Origin of the sequence: uncultured Stenotrophomonas sp., from assembly GCF_963519125.1 — a bacterium.
In the GTDB taxonomy this organism is placed as follows: Bacteria; Pseudomonadota; Gammaproteobacteria; order Xanthomonadales; family Xanthomonadaceae; genus Stenotrophomonas.
In genome coordinates this window covers 241,542-255,976 of the sequence record NZ_CAUQLJ010000003.1, presented here as the reverse complement: position 1 = coordinate 255,976, position 14,435 = coordinate 241,542, and the positions used below count along the sequence as shown (strand labels likewise).

At 68.2% G+C, this 14,435-nt stretch carries 10 protein-coding genes; 5 read left to right on the top strand and 5 right to left on the bottom strand.

Going from position 1 to position 14,435, the window contains the following annotated elements; all coding sequences use genetic code 11:
* From RYM47_RS03950 to RYM47_RS03935, 4 genes are all read left to right on the top strand, one after another.
* Positions 1–549: an outer membrane beta-barrel protein gene (locus RYM47_RS03950; RefSeq protein WP_315386228.1), complete on the top strand. Its 549-nt coding sequence runs from the start codon at positions 1–3 to the stop codon at positions 547–549.
* A gap of 107 nt (positions 550–656) precedes the next feature.
* Positions 657–1,061: a VOC family protein gene (locus tag RYM47_RS03945; RefSeq protein WP_315386227.1), complete on the top strand. Its 405-nt coding sequence runs from the start codon at positions 657–659 to the stop codon at positions 1,059–1,061.
* A gap of 74 nt (positions 1,062–1,135) precedes the next feature.
* Complete coding sequence (locus tag RYM47_RS03940; RefSeq protein WP_315386226.1) at positions 1,136–3,316, top strand: hypothetical protein; 2,181 nt, start codon at positions 1,136–1,138, stop codon at positions 3,314–3,316.
* Between the two features lie 193 nt (positions 3,317–3,509).
* Complete coding sequence (locus RYM47_RS03935; protein ID WP_315386225.1) at positions 3,510–4,406, top strand: LysR substrate-binding domain-containing protein; 897 nt, start codon at positions 3,510–3,512, stop codon at positions 4,404–4,406.
* 30 nt (positions 4,407–4,436) lie between these two features.
* On the opposite strand, the gene RYM47_RS03930 is transcribed toward RYM47_RS03935, so the two are convergent.
* The 5 genes from RYM47_RS03930 to imuA form a co-directional block, all read right to left on the bottom strand.
* Positions 4,437–5,204, bottom strand: a complete 768-nt coding sequence (locus tag RYM47_RS03930; RefSeq protein ID WP_315386223.1) for a YggS family pyridoxal phosphate-dependent enzyme — start codon at positions 5,202–5,204, stop codon at positions 4,437–4,439.
* A 49-nt stretch (positions 5,205–5,253) separates the two neighbouring features.
* Entirely contained in the window at positions 5,254–5,760 is a 507-nt protein-coding gene (locus RYM47_RS03925) for a hypothetical protein (protein WP_315386222.1), read from the bottom strand.
* 167 nt (positions 5,761–5,927) lie between these two features.
* On the bottom strand, positions 5,928–9,029 hold the full coding sequence (locus RYM47_RS03920; protein ID WP_315386221.1) for an error-prone DNA polymerase: 3,102 nt from the start codon (positions 9,027–9,029) through the stop codon (positions 5,928–5,930).
* The gene (locus RYM47_RS03915; protein ID WP_315386219.1) at positions 9,026–10,441 is read right to left on the bottom strand and encodes a DNA polymerase Y family protein; all 1,416 of its coding nucleotides are present in this window, start codon (positions 10,439–10,441) and stop codon (positions 9,026–9,028) included. Before RYM47_RS03915 ends, RYM47_RS03920 begins: the two co-directional genes overlap by 4 nt.
* Before the next feature lie 9 nt (positions 10,442–10,450).
* The gene (gene imuA, locus RYM47_RS03910; protein WP_315386218.1) at positions 10,451–11,071 is read right to left on the bottom strand and encodes a translesion DNA synthesis-associated protein ImuA; all 621 of its coding nucleotides are present in this window, start codon (positions 11,069–11,071) and stop codon (positions 10,451–10,453) included.
* A gap of 405 nt (positions 11,072–11,476) precedes the next feature.
* On the opposite strand from imuA, the gene RYM47_RS03905 reads away from it, so the two are divergent.
* Positions 11,477–14,296 carry a glycoside hydrolase family 3 C-terminal domain-containing protein gene (locus RYM47_RS03905; RefSeq protein ID WP_315386216.1) on the top strand — a complete coding sequence of 940 codons (2,820 nt, stop codon included), beginning with the start codon at positions 11,477–11,479 and terminating at the stop codon, positions 14,294–14,296.
* Positions 14,297–14,435: the final 139 nt, after the last annotated feature.

Sequence of the window (14,435 nt, the reverse complement as noted above, 5' to 3'; positions counted from 1 at the left end):
ATGAAGAAGTACCTGACCCTGGCCGCCGCGGTCGCGCTGGCCACCCTCTCGACCGATGCAATGGCCGGTCATGCGTTTGTCCGGGCCGAGCTCGGCAGCAGCGACACTGAAATCAGCTACGCCGGTTTCCGAGGCAGTGAGTCGGACACCTCCGCGGCCATCGGCGGTGGCTACTGGTTCACCCCGAACATCGGCGTGGAAGGTCATGTCGGTTCGCTGTACAACAAGGATCTGGGCTACGACCAGGAGCTGGACCTGGTCTCGATTGGCGCCGGTCTTGTGGTCAAGAAGAACTTCGGCGCCGACAACACCGGCTTCTTCATCGGCGCCCGTGCCGGCATCGCGCGCCTGACCGCGCAGGTGCGCGAAGACACCTTCGACGTGGTCGATGACGAAAGCTCGACCAAGGCCTATTACGGCGTCAACCTGGGGTACGACTTCAACCGTCGCTGGGGCCTGAGCTTGAACTACGATCGTCGCCAGGGCGACTTCAGCGGCGTTGACGTGGACGTGGACACGATCAGCCTGGGCGGCGAGTTCCGTTTCTGATCGAAACCTTCGGCGCGGATCGAGGACGGCAGGCCGGTGCAACGGCCTGCCGTTTTCTTTTGTGCCGTTCAGGGCATAGGATCAGCCCACTACGGGAGGAGACAGCCATGGCGAAGGTGACCGGTATCGGTGGGGTGTTTTTCAAGAGCCGTGGCGATAGGGCTGCGCTGGCTGAGTGGTATCGGCAGCATCTCGGCATGCGGCTGGAGGATTTCGGCGGCGCTGTATTGCGTTGGCCGGATGACAAGGCCAATGATGGCGGCCTTACTGTCTGGGCGCTGGCCGAGCCGGAGAGTAAATGGTTCAGTCCGAGCGAGTCGCCCTTCATGATCAATTATCGTGTGGATGATCTGGAGGGATTGCTGGCGAATCTGCGTGAGGCCGAAGTGACCATCGTGAGTGGGCCGGAAACGCATGAGAACGGTTCGTTTGCGTGGATCCTGGATCCGGATGGGAACAAGCTGGAGTTGTGGCAGCCGATGGCGTGGGATCCGGAGCGGCGGGTGGGTTGAAGCGAGCTCTTCACGCGGTGCCGTAGCGCGGTTGTTGATAGTGGCGGCGTCATTCCGTTACGTCGCAGACTTCCATGGCTTTGATTCCCGAGCGCGTCCGGCGCTGGCCCCGGCCGTGGCGCGTGGCGCTGTATGCGCTGCTGGTCTTCTATGCGCTGTACCTGCTGGCGGGGAACGTGTTCCTCAACACCCCGCTGTTCGATGCGGTCACCAACCGCAAGCCTGAAAAGTTCACGTTGAAGACCGGGGCGGCGCTCACCTTGATGCCGGGCCACGCCTTTGTCTGGAACATCCATATCCGGGGCCAGGCCAATCACACCGTCTATATCTTCCGCGCCGACCGCGCCAGCGCATGGATATCGCTGGTGCACCTGTTCAAGCGGGAGGTGCGCATTCCGAGTATCGATGCCACCGGCGTGGAATCGGACATCTCACGGGTGGAGAAGGCGATTCCGCCGCCGCCGCGCGGCGATCGCGGCTGGAACATCCGGCTGGATGCGATCCACAGCGACAGCATCCGCAGCGGCCGCTTCGGCAAGCTGCTGATTGTCGGCCAGGGGCACGGCACGGTGGGGTTCCAGAAGCAGACCAAGGGCGGGCCCTCCGAACTGTTCGACTCCACCGCCGGCTTCGAACAGGCCACGGTGAGCTATGACGGCGTCAAACTGCTCGACGAGGCGCACCTCGCTGCGCGCTTCCACTACCCGCGCCACTACCGGGATGAAGCGCCGGGCCTGCGCAAGTTCGGTATCACCTGGGCACAGCTGCAGATGGATGGGCGCAGCCAGGCGATCACGATCGATACCGCGGGCGCGCATGCCAAGGTCGGCAGCATGCCGGCCGAGGCGCGACTCAACGCGGACCTGGTGATGGACCGCGGCCTGCTGCAACCGGGCAGCCGCGCGGTGTGGCGGGTGCCGGTGCATGCCGGCGTGCATGCGCCGGATCGAGGCCTGTTGTCGTTGCAGCTGGACGTGGCCCAGGACATGCGCGTGCAGGCGCGCCTGCCGCGCGACGAGGAGACGGGCAGCGAACTGCATGCCGACCTGCGGGTCAGTGGGCGAAAGATTCCCTTTGAAGCGCCGGCCGAGCTGCTGCCGCGCCTGTCTGGCGAGGTGCGCGGCGCGTGGAAGTTCGATTCGCTGAACTGGATCGCCGACCTGTTCGTGCGCAAGCCGTGGTTCCGGCTCGACGGCGGTGGCCTGCTCGAGGGGGATCTGAAGATCGTCGACGGTGCGCTGGCGCCGGGCAGCCGCCTGGACGTGCCCAAGGTGGTGGCGGTGTCCGAGGTGGCCGGGGTCCGCATGCAGGGGCAGGCCAGCGCGGTGGGGCGGATCGTCGAGGGTGAACCGCCGCAGGCCGAACTGAAGGTCGCCATTCCCGAGTTTCGCGCCGCGCCCACGGATGCGCCGAAGACCGTGCTGTTCGATGGCAGGGCGATGGCGCTGACAATGCGCGGCGACGCGCGCCTGCAGCAACTGCGCGACGGCATGCGCGCGCACCTGCAGTTCAAGGACGCTCGGGTGCCTGACCTGACGGCCTACAACCGCTACGTGGGCAGCAACAACGCGCGCCTTCTCGGCGGGACCGGCCTGCTGAGTGGCGACGTCTCGCTGGATGGCGCCGGTCGGGTTGGGCAGGGACGTGCCGACCTGCGCGGCACGGGAGCCCGCATCCGGGTGATGGGCATGGACATCCGCGGCGACGCCCAGGTCAAGGCGCAGGTGAAGCGCGCGGACTTCGACAGCGGCCAGTTCGATCTGGGCGGGACCACGCTGAGCCTGCGCAACGTGCAGGTCGACGGCGATACCGCCAGCAAGGGCAACTGGTGGGGTGAGGTCGACCTGCACAGCGGACACATACAGGCCGCCGCGCCGTTCCGGGTGGATGCGCAGGCGGACCTGCGCCTGCGTGATGCCGGCCCGGTGCTCGGCGTGTTCGCAGCACGCAAGGACTATCCGCGTTGGGTGCTGGGCCTGCTCGATTCGGGCGAAGTAAAGGCCAGTGGCCAGCTGCGCTGGCAGCGCGAGCATCTCGCCGTGGACGACCTGCAGGCCGAGAACGAGCGCCTGTCGCTGCGCGCACGGCTGGACATGCCCCAAGGCAGCCGTCGCGGCGATCTTTACCTGCGCTGGGGGCTGCTCGGCGCCGGCATCGAACTGGACGGCGACAAGCGCACCTGGCACCTGGCCGGGGCGCGGGACTGGTATGACGGCAGGCCGAGGGTACTCCCGGAAGCCAAGCCGGCGCCCTGAGCGTCTGCGTCCGCAGTGGGCTCGGAGAGCTGGCGGGCGAGGTCGGGATCGGTGATATGGCCGTGCAGGAACAACAGGCTGGCGTAGATGTTCATGGGCGTCCTCCACTTGAGTGGAATTGACGAGACGGGCAGGATGGGCGGCGCAGAAGCGATCGTTTCACAACCCTTTCTTGAACTGGATTCAAGTCGCCATGTCCCGGGTTCCGCTCCAGCCACTGCAGAATTTCGTTACCGCCGCCCGCCTCGGCAACCTGACCCGCGCCGCGGATTCGTTGAACCTCACGGTCAGCGCGCTCAGCCATCAGATGCGGCAGCTGGAGGAGCGGCTGGGCTATGCGCTGCTGCAGCGGCAGCCACGCGGGGTGAAGCCGACGGCGGAGGGCCAGCGCCTGCTGGAGCAGGTGGGGCCGCACCTCGATGCGATCGCGCAGGCGCTGCAGCCGTTTGGTGCGCGGCATGATCGGGTGCTGACGGTGAGTGCGTTGCCGTCAATGGCGTCCAACTGGCTGGTGCCGCGGTTGGGATCATTCGTGACCGCGCATCCGCAGATCGAGTTCAACCTGGAATCGAGCGAGCGGCTCACCGATTTCGAGCGCCAGCTGCACTGCGATGCCGCGCTGCGGGTGGGCGCGGGGCACTGGAGCGGGGTGCATGCCGAGCCGCTGTTCGACGAATGGATGGTGCCGATGGCCAGTCCGTCGCTGGTCGAGCGCATGGGTGGAGTCGACGCACGGCCGTTGTCGCAGTGGCCGCTGTTGGGCGACCCCGATGGCGAATGGCATCGCTGGTTCGCACTGATCGGCGACGCGGCGCCGTCGCGTTTCGTGGCGATGCTCAATGATTCAGAAGCGCATCACCGTGCCGCGCTGGATGGTTTCGGCGTGGCACTGGGACGAATGACCCGCGCCCGCCTGCTGCTGGATTCCGGCCAGTTGATCGCCTTGTCGCCGCATCGGCTGAAAACACGTTGGTCGCACTGGCTGGTCTACCCGCCACGCTCATCCACGCATCCGGGCTTCCTCGCCTTCCGCGACTGGCTGCACGCCCAGGCCCGTGAACACGCGAACCACATGGCCACCCTCGCATAACGACCTGCGTGGCTGCCAGGCGGTCTCAACTCAACCGGCTGTTCCCGGCCAATACTGACTATCCGGCGTAGCCCGCGCCCCAAAAATAGCCTGTCCAACCCGCACTACCGTCGCCCCTTCCTCGATGGCGATCTCGAAATCCCCCGACATCCCCATCGACAACTCATCCAGGCTGACCCCGGCCGGCAGCGTCGGGCGCAACCGGTCGCGCAGCTCACGCAGGCGCACGAAGCACGGGCGTACCAGCTCCGTATCGGCGGAAAACACCGCCAGCGTCATCAACCCGCGCACGCGCAGCTGGGTGAAGCCCGGCAATTGCTGCACGAAGTCGGCCACTTCGATCGGGTCCAGCCCGTACTTGCTCGCTTCGCCGGAGGTGTTGACCTGCACGAACACGTCCAGCGTGCGGTTTTCCTGCGCCAGCCGCTGGTCCAGCGCCTGGGCCACGCGCAGGCTGTCCAGCGCCTGGAACTCGCTGGCGAAGCGCGCCACGTCGCGCGCCTTGTTGGTCTGCAGGTGGCCGATCACCGACCAGCGGATGCCGAGGTCGGCCATGGCTTCGGCCTTGCCCTTGGCTTCCTGCACCTTGTTCTCGCCGAGCGTGTCGCAGCCGGCTTCAACGGCCAGGCGCAGTCGTGCTTCGTCCACGGTCTTGCTGACCGGCAGCAGCCGCACACTGCCCGGGTCGCGCCCGGCGCGCGCGCAGGCAGCGGCGATGCGCGCGTGCACGACATCCAGGTTGTGGCGGAAGTCGGCCACGGTGGTGGCCTGCGGCCAGGACGGTGCGGCGATGGGCATGGTCGGGGACCTTCAACGAGCGACGTGCCATTTTCGCATGTCGGGTGCGTTACGGCGCCGCGTTCGTTCCAGGTCGGATGTAGTGCGACTGCCCGTTGTCGTTGAGGAAGATCAGCTCCGGCTTGCCCTGCCACGAGGTGAGCATGGCGCCGGTGCTGTTCTGATGCTTGATCACCAGGGTGGCGCCACGGTCGGGGTTGGCGGTGATCTTGAACACCTCGGTGGTGCCCTTGGCGTCGTCCAGGGTGAGCGAGGCTTCATCGCCCACATCGGCGGTGCCGTAGCTGCCCCGTTCGGAGCCGTCGGCGCCGAGCAGGACCACACCGGACAGCGGCGAGGCGCGCGGCCCCTGCGGTACGCCCTTGCTGAGCGGATCGGGCAGCGGCGCGCCGAGGATCACCCGGGCCTGGCCGCTGGCGTCCTGGATGACCAGCCCGCGCGCGGTGATGACGCGCTGTTCGGACTGGCTCCGGTGCAGCTGCACGGCGGTGTAGCCGGAGACCAGCAGGGCGAGGCTGGATACGGCCAGGGTGGTAAGGGTGAGTGCGCGCGACATGGCCGGTTCCGGATCCTTGGATGGCTGCGACGATAGCGGATGGGATGATTGCGACACTAGTCAGAAAAATCTGTATCTGTGCCTGGCGTGAATCCGGTCACAGAGCAGCGGGGCACAGCAGCGGGGCAGAGCCCCGCTCTACGGTTGGTCGACACCGGACGGCCGGTTCAATGGAAATCGCGGCTGTGGGTGCGTACGCCGTCGATCAGCTCGTCCAGGTTGTGCATGCGCTGCACGATGAGGTGCTGCACGCCGTCGACGCGTTCCAGGCGGCCGTCGATCTGCATCAGCCGTGCTTCCACCAGCACCCGGTGCTGGCGGTCGGCGGTCTTGCGCCAGACCACGGCGTTGACCATGCCGCATTCGTCTTCCAGGGTCAGGAAGGTTACCCCGCTGGCGGTCTGTGGCCGCTGGCGCATGCGCACCAGGCCGGCAAAGCGCACGCTGCGCCCGTGCGGCAGCGTGGCCAGCTGGTCCGAACGCTGGCAGCGCCGCGCCTGCAGGTCGGCACGGATGAACGAGACCATGTGCTGGCCCAGGGTGGTGCCGGTGCTGTTGTAGTCGGCCTGCATGTCTTCGAAGGCGCTCGGTGCCGGTAGCGGCACCTCGGCTTCTGCGGTGGCGCGCACGGTGTCGAACAACGGCAGCGGTTTTTCCACGCCCGAAACATCCCAACGCGCGCGATGGCGGTGACCGCTCAGCCCCTTCAGCGCACCGGCGTCGGCCAGCAGGCCCTGGTGGCGGCGGTCCAGCCGGGCGCGCTGGCTGAGGTCGGCCACGCTGTCGAACGGGTAGCGGGCGCGCGCCTGCATCAGCGCCAGGGCCACGTCTTCGCTGAAACCATCGACCATGCGCAGGCCGAGCCGGATGCCGGGCAAAGCTTCGGCCTGCGTGGCCGGTATGAGCGTGCAGTCCCAGTCGCTGTGGCGCACGTCCACCGGCAGCACCGGCACCCCGTGCCGACGCGCGTCCTGCAGGATCTGGTCGGGGGTGTAGAAGCCCAGTGGCTGGCTGTTGACCAGGCTGGCCGCGAACGCGGTCGGGTGGTGGCACTTGAGCCAGCAGCTGACATAGGTGATCAGTGCGAAGCTGGCGGCGTGGCTTTCCGGGAAGCCATAGCTGCCGAAGCCCTTGATCTGCTCGAACAGGCGTTCTCCGTATTCGCGGCTGTAGCCACGCGTGGCCATGCCGGCCAGCAGCTTGTCGCGGTGCGGTTCCAGTCCGCCGTGGCGCTTCCAGGCCGCCATCGAACGGCGCAGAGCGTCGGCTTCGCCGGGACTGAAGCCGGCCGCAGCCACCGCCAGCTGCATCACCTGTTCCTGGAACAGGGGTACGCCCAGGGTGCGTTTGAACACCTTCTCCAGTTCCGGCGGATAGTCGATTTCCTCGATGCCTTCTTCCTTGAGGCGTTTGCGGCGGTTGAGATAGGGGTGGACCATGTCGCCCTGGATCGGCCCGGGGCGCACGATCGCCACTTCGATCACCAGGTCGTAGAAGCAGCGCGGCTGCATGCGGGGCAGCATGGCCATCTGCGCGCGCGATTCGATCTGGAACACGCCGAGCGTGTCGGCGCGGCAGATCATGTCGTAGGTGGCGGTGTCGTCGGCCGGAATGTCGGCCATGCCCATCGCCGGGGCGCCATGCGCGTGCAGCATGGCCAGGCATTTGCGCACGGCGGTGAGCATGCCCAGTGCCAGGCAGTCGACCTTCATCAGCCCGGTGGCGTCCAGGTCGTCCTTGTCCCACTGGATCACGGTGCGATCGGCCATGGCTGCGTTTTCCACCGGCACCAGGCTGGACAGCGGGTATTCGGAGATCACGAAACCACCCGGGTGCTGGGAAAGATGGCGCGGAAAGTCGACCAGTTCAGCGGTCAGCGCCACCAGCCGCCGCATCAACGGCGTGTCCGGGTCGAAGCCGCGTTCGCGCAGCGCGTCGGGCAGCGGTTCGTGGCTGCTCCAGCGGTCCAGGCAGGCGGCCAGTTCGTTGACCTGGTCCGGCGGCAGGCCGAGCACGCGGGCGACGTCGCGCACCGCGCTGCGGCCGCGGTAGCTGATCGCCACGGCGGTGAGCGCGGCCCGTTCGCGGCCGTAGCGGTTGAACACGTACTGCAGCACTTCTTCGCGGCGTTCGTGTTCGAAATCGATGTCGATGTCCGGCGGTTCGTCGCGTTCCTCGGAAATGAAGCGTTCGAACAGCAGTTCCATGTGGCTGGGGTCGATCTCGGTCACGCCCAGCACGAAACACACCGAGGAATTGGCGGCCGAGCCGCGACCCTGGCACAGGATCTGCTGGCTGCGCGCGAAACGCACGATGTCGTGCACGGTCAGGAAGTAGGACTCGTACTGCTTGAGGTGGATCAGCCGAAGTTCGTGTTCGATCTGCCTGCGCTGCGCAGCGCTGGCACCGCGCGGCCAGCGCCACTGCATGCCCTGTTCGACCAGCATGCGCAGCCAGCTGGCCGGGTCGTGGCCGTCGGGTACCAGCTCGCGCGGGTAGGTGTACTGCAGCTGGGCCAGGTCGAAGGTACAGCACTCGGCGATGCGCAGGGTTTCTTCCAGCAGTTCGGCCGGGTACACCGCCGCCAGTGCCTGGCGGCTGCGCAGGTGGCGTTCGCCATTGGGGAACAGGTGCCAGCCGGCGTCGGCGATGGTGCAGTGCTGGCGGATCGCGGTGAGCGTGTCCTGCAGCGCGCGGCGGCGGCGCACATGCATGTGCACGTCGCCGCTGGCCACCAGCGGCAGGTCGTGGGCGTAGCCGAATTCCAGCAGCGCTTCCAGCCGCGCCACGTCGTCGGCGTCGCGGTGCAGTTCCACCGCCAGCCAGGTGCGGTGCGGGAAACGGGCGTGCAGCCAGGCCGCATCGTCGGCCGTGGGCGCCTGCGTGGGCCACAGGCACAGCAGGCCCTCGGGCAGGGCGTCGAAGTCGCTGCGCAAACAGCGATACTCGCCCTTGGCGGCACGCCGGCGGCAGCGGGTGATCAGTTCGCACAGCCCGGCATAGCCGGCCAGGTCGGTGCACAGCAGCACCAGCTTTGGGCCGTCTTCGATCTGGAATTCGGCGCCGGTGATCAGCGCCAGCTGGTGTTTTTTCGCCGCCTGCCAGGCGCGCACGATGCCGGCCAGCGAGCATTCGTCGGTGATCGCCAGCGCGCGGTAGCCCTGTTCCTTCGCGCGCGCGAACAGCTCCTCGGCGATCGAGGCGCCGCGCTGGAAACTGAAGGCCGACAGGCAATGCAGTTCGGCATAGTCGGGCAGGGCGGTGCTCATGCGAACCAGCCGTGCAGCATGAACGGTCCATGCCGCGCGCCGGCGGCGGTGAAGGCCCAGCCGCGCTGGCCGAGCGCGGTTTCCACCACGTAGTAGTCGCGGCGTACATCGTCTTCGTCCCACCAGCCCGATTCGATGCGTTCGGGTCCGGACAGGATGCGCAGGTCGGGGTCGTACAGCGGCTGCGGGGTGGCCAGCAGCCAGCCCGGGCGCAACGGCAATACCGGCGACGGGCGCTTGGCGGCCTGGCTTGGGGTGCCGGTGGCGCGTTCGGGCCGGTGTTCGGCACGCAGCGCCACGCCCTGCACGGCATCGTCGCCGAGCCGCGCGCGCAGGCGTTCGCGCAGCTGCTCCCAGGGCATGGCCTGCTGCGGGCGCGGGTCGAACAGGTCGCGCGCGGCTGGCACGAACGGCGGCAGGTGCTCGGCCTGCAGGCGCAGCCCGCGGCTGCCGGCCGGCAGCCGCAGGTGGTCGACGCGGTTGCGCGCCAGTTCGAACAGCATCGCCGCGTCGCGTTCGGGGGCGAGCAGGCCGACGGTCAGCCGCGTGTCCGGGTGCTGTTCGTGTTCGAACCACAGGTCGAACTGCTGCGCACCGCCATCGCGCGAACACAGGAAGGCGGCCAGGTCGGCGGTGAGCCGGCGCAGCGGGAACAGCAGGGCCTGGGTGGAGTCGATCTCGTACTCGAACTCGATGCGTGCATCGAACCGGTCCGGAGGGCGGAAGTACTGCAGTGGCGGGCTGCCAATGCCGCGCAGCGCATCCAGGTGGGCCAGCACCTGCGCCGGGAAGCGCCGGGCCAGGCTGTCGCGGGGCAGGGCGAAGGCCGCGCCCAGGCTGCGCAGCCCGGAGCGGGCCAATACCGTGACCGCATCAGCAGGCAGGCCGCTGCGTTCGATCGGGATCTGCGCCAGCGCCGGTTCCAGGGTCTCGGCGTCCACGCCCAGGCGCGCGTGCACGCCACTCAGTACCCAGGCCGCATGCGGGTTCGGTGCGGCCACCAGGCGGTGGCGGAAGCCCAGTTCTTTCAGGCCCTCGCGCAGGCGTTGTTCAATGGCCGGCCAGTCGCCGAACAGGGCGCGGCTGGCGCCGATCTCCAGCGCCAGCGCATGCGGGAAGGCCAGGCTGACCTGCGAGCTGATCCCGTACAGCCAGCTGGCCAGCAGCTGGCGGGTGTCCTGTTCGGCGCGCGGGTCGTAGTCCACGGTGAGCATGTCGCGGGTGAGCACCTGCGCGGCCGAAAGCAGCATGCCGCGACGCAGGCCGAGCTGGCGCGCGGCCGGGCTGACCGCATGCAGCACCCGGCGCTGCGCCGGGCCGGTGACCAGCACCAGTGGCGCGCGCGGGTCCGGCTGCTGGCGCAGGGCAGCGTCCAGCGCCAGTTGAGGCAGCAACAGGCAGGCCCACTGCATGGCGGCGCCTCAATGCGCCAGGGCCAGCGGCAACGGCTGCGCCGGTGCCATGCCGCCACGGCATTTGAGGATCCGCACCTGGCCGGCATCGAGCTGCAGGCGCAACGGTGCGGGGGAGGGGTTGCGCGCCTGGCGGCTGTCGCGGAAGGCAAAGCCCAGGCACTGGCCGGTTTCGGCGGCGACCTGCAACCGGCGCAGGGCCCGGTCGTCGGTGTGTTGCTGTGGCCAGCACAGCACGGCGGCGCAGGCGGCCGAGCGCAGGCATTGTTCGGCCGCCCACAGCGCGTCGCGCGGGTTGGCGTGGACCACCTGCAACTGGCCCAGGGCCAGCCCGGCCCCGGCCCAACCGGGCGCGTGCGGCAGGTGCGGCGGGGCGACCAGCACCACGGTCTGCTGGAGCTGGCTGAGCCGGGCCAGGGTTGGCCAGACCAGTGCCAGCTCGCCCTGTCCGGACGCGCCCAGCAGCACCTCGGACAGGGCTGAAGGGGGCCAGCCGCCACCGGGCAGCCGGCTGTCCAGCGCAGGATGCCCGGTCGGATGGGCCGCCACCTCCGGCACCGCCGCACGCGGCTGCCCCCGCCAGACCTGGCGGCTTTCCAGCAGCTGGTCCAGGGCTCTTACAGCGGCCATGGACGTGCCTCCCGGAAGGGCAGGAGCAAGCGGAGACGGGCGGGAAACCTGAACATGAAGGCGAGCGTAGGCAGTGTCGGTGTCAAGGGGTGAGACCGACATGCTAGCGTGTTTTAGCAGAATTACTAATGAATTATCCGGGTGCCGGATGCCACGCGTCGGACCTTCGTCGTGTTGACAGACATGAACGCGGTGAACGACTCTTGACCGGATGGGTGCTCTTCACGGCACCCAACGGATGCGATGGCTGTAGCGACAGGCGGAGGGGCCTGATCGTGGTCGGCGTAGCCGTGTAGTTCCCGATACCGGCCGCTCGCGTGCCGGTGTCCCGCCACTACGGCGCTGCACCCTTCTGCGGCAAGACTCCCTGGATTTACTGCGTCAGCAAAGGTGTTTCGCCCGCTTATGAAAACGATTACAAAGCCCCTGGCCCTGACGGCCGCCATCGCCTTGTCGCTCTCCGCTGCCGCTTCGGCAGCCCCCGCCGCGCCGGCCGATGCCTTCACCGTGCTGCGCCTGGAGCAGGCGCCGACGTACCTGGACGCCACGGCCGTGGCCGCGCAGTTGCAGGCGCTGGATGTGGACGCGCTGACCATCGACAACGTCATCCGCGCCGCCGACACCCCCGACACCGCGCTGGCGCCGGACCCGCTGGCGGCACTGGCCGACCAGCTCGGCTACACCTACCGCTTCGTGAGCGCCGATCCGGCCGCCGCCGAACAGCGCGGCAGCGTGGTGCTGTCGCGGCTGCCGGTGGAAGCCGAATCGGGCGTGGAAGCACCGGGCCTGAACTACCTGCGCCTGAATGACGGCCGCCATGTGGTGGCGCTGTATACCCGCAGCAAGGGCGCTGCCGACGCGGCGCCACTCAAGGCACTGGTGGACAGCTCGCGCCTGGGCGCGCCGGCAGTCCTGCTGGGCACCGATGCAGAGACCGCGACTGCCGCAGGGTTTGCTGCAATCGCCAAGAGTGACGGCTACAGCCAGGGCTTCGAGGCGTCAACAACACAGCAGGTGACCCTGCGCCTGGATGCAGATACCCGCATTGCCGGCCAGTTGCTGACGCTGGGTTACAGCGCACCGGTCGGTGGCGACACGCCATGGATGGACACCACGCTGAATGCCGACGCCCGCGCAAAGGCGCTGGTGGCGAAGATGACCGTGGACGAGAAGTTCCAGATGCTGCACAGCTACTTCGGGCTGGGCAAGGACGGTGGTCCGCTGCCCGAAGGCGCAGTGGGCTCGGCCGGCTTCGTGCCCGGCGTGCCGCGCCTGGGCATTCCGGCGCAGCAGTCGGCCGATGCCGGCGTGGGCGTGACCAACCCGGGGGGGATCCGCAAGGGCGACATTGCCACGGCGATGCCGTCGGGCCCGTCCACGGCCTCTACCTGGAATCCGCAGATCGCGTTCGCCGGCGGTGCCACCATGGGCCGTGAAGCCTGGCAGCAGCGCTTCAACATCCTGCTGGCCGGCAGCGTCAACCTGCAGCGCGACCCGCGCAACGGCCGCAACTTCGAATACGCCGGCGAAGACCCGGTGCTGGCCGGGCGCCTGGTCGGCGAGTCGATCCGAGGTGTGCAGAGCCAGCACGTGATTTCGACGATGAAGCACTTCGCGCTCAACGACATGGAAACCTCGCGCAATTTCCACAGCGCCGAGATCGGCGAGCAGGCGATGCGCGAGTCGGACCTGCTGGCGTTCGAGATCGCATTGGACGCCGGCAAGCCCGGTTCGGTGATGTGTTCGTACAACCGCATCAACGGCACCTACGGCTGCGAGCACGACTACCTGATGAACCAGGTGCTCAAGCAGGAATGGAAGTTCCCCGGTTTCGTGATGTCCGACTGGGGCGGCGTGCACAGCGGCTCCAAGGCGGCACTGGCCGGGCTGGACCAGCAGTCGGCGGGCGAGGTGTTCGACAAAGCGGTGTACTTCGACCAGCCGCTGCGCCTGGCAGTGGCGGGTGGCACGGTGCCGCAGGCGCGCCTGGATGACATGGTGGCGCGGATCCTGCGCACGATGTTCGCGCACGGCAACTTCGACCTGCCGCCGCAGCACGTGCCGATCGACGTCGCGGCTGGTTTCGCCGCCGCGCAGCGCACGGTGGAAGAGGGCAGCGTGCTGCTGCGCAACGAAGGCGGCCTGCTGCCGCTGTCCAAGGACGTGCAGCGCATCGTGATCATCGGCGGACACGCGGACAAGGGCGTGATCGGTGGCGGCGGTTCGTCGCACGTGGGTTTCACTGCCCGTGGCACCAACGCGGTGCCGGGCGTGCTGCCGACTACCTGGCCAGGCCCGGTGATTTTCCATCCGTCCTCGCCGCTGGAAGCGCTGCGCGCCGAGCGCCCGGACGCGTCCATCGAGTACGTGGATGGGCGTGACGTGGCGGCGGCGGCGCGCGCTGCCGCAGCGGCGGACGTGGCCATCGTGTTCGCCACGCAGTGGTCGGCCGAGTCGGTGGACCTGCCGCACATGCAGCTGCCGGACAACCAGGACGCGCTGATCGCGGGCGTGGCCAAGGCCAACCCGAAGACCGTGGTGGTGCTGGAAACCAACGGCCCGGTCGAGCTGCCGTGGCTGCAGCAGGTGCCGGCGGTGATGCAGGCGTGGTACCCGGGCATCCGCGGCGGCGAGGCGATTGCCGCGCTGCTGACCGGCAAGGTCAATCCGTCCGGCCGCCTGCCGGTGACCTGGCCGGTGGACGCGTCGCAGCTGCCGCGTCCGCACGTGAACGGGCTGGGCTTCAATCCGAAGAACAAGCCGGACGACACCATCGATTACAACATCGAAGGCGCCAACGTGGGCTACAAGTGGTTCGCGGCCAAGGGCCTGGTGCCGCAGTTCCCGTTCGGCCACGGCCTGTCGTACACGCAGTTCCAGTACGACAACCTGACCTATTCGGCGATGGGGCAGCGGCTGGTGGCCACGGTCGACATCCGCAACACCGGCAAGGTGGCCGGTGCCGATGTGGCCCAGCTGTACCTGAAGCTGCCGGAAGGCAGCGCGACGCCGATCCGCCTGATCGGTTTCCAGAAGGTCATGCTGCAGCCTGGCGAGTCGCGCCGGATCCGGATCGAGGCCGAGCCGAAGGCGATGGCCAGCTTCGATACGGTCGGCAAGCAGTGGAAGATTGCCGAAGGGCGGTATGAGCTGCAGCTTTCGCGTTCGGCCAGCGAGCCGGTGCAGAGCGTGCCGGTGGTGTTGAGTGGTGGTGTGGTTCGTTGATGTATCGCGTGGAGCCGGGCAGAGCTCGGCTCTACGCCCTTTGCGGGATCTGCCCGTTCACGGCCAACCTACGGCACATAGGCGGTGGGGCGGAACGGCGCTAGGCTGGGAAGGTAGTCGCCATCACCTTCCCGGAGAG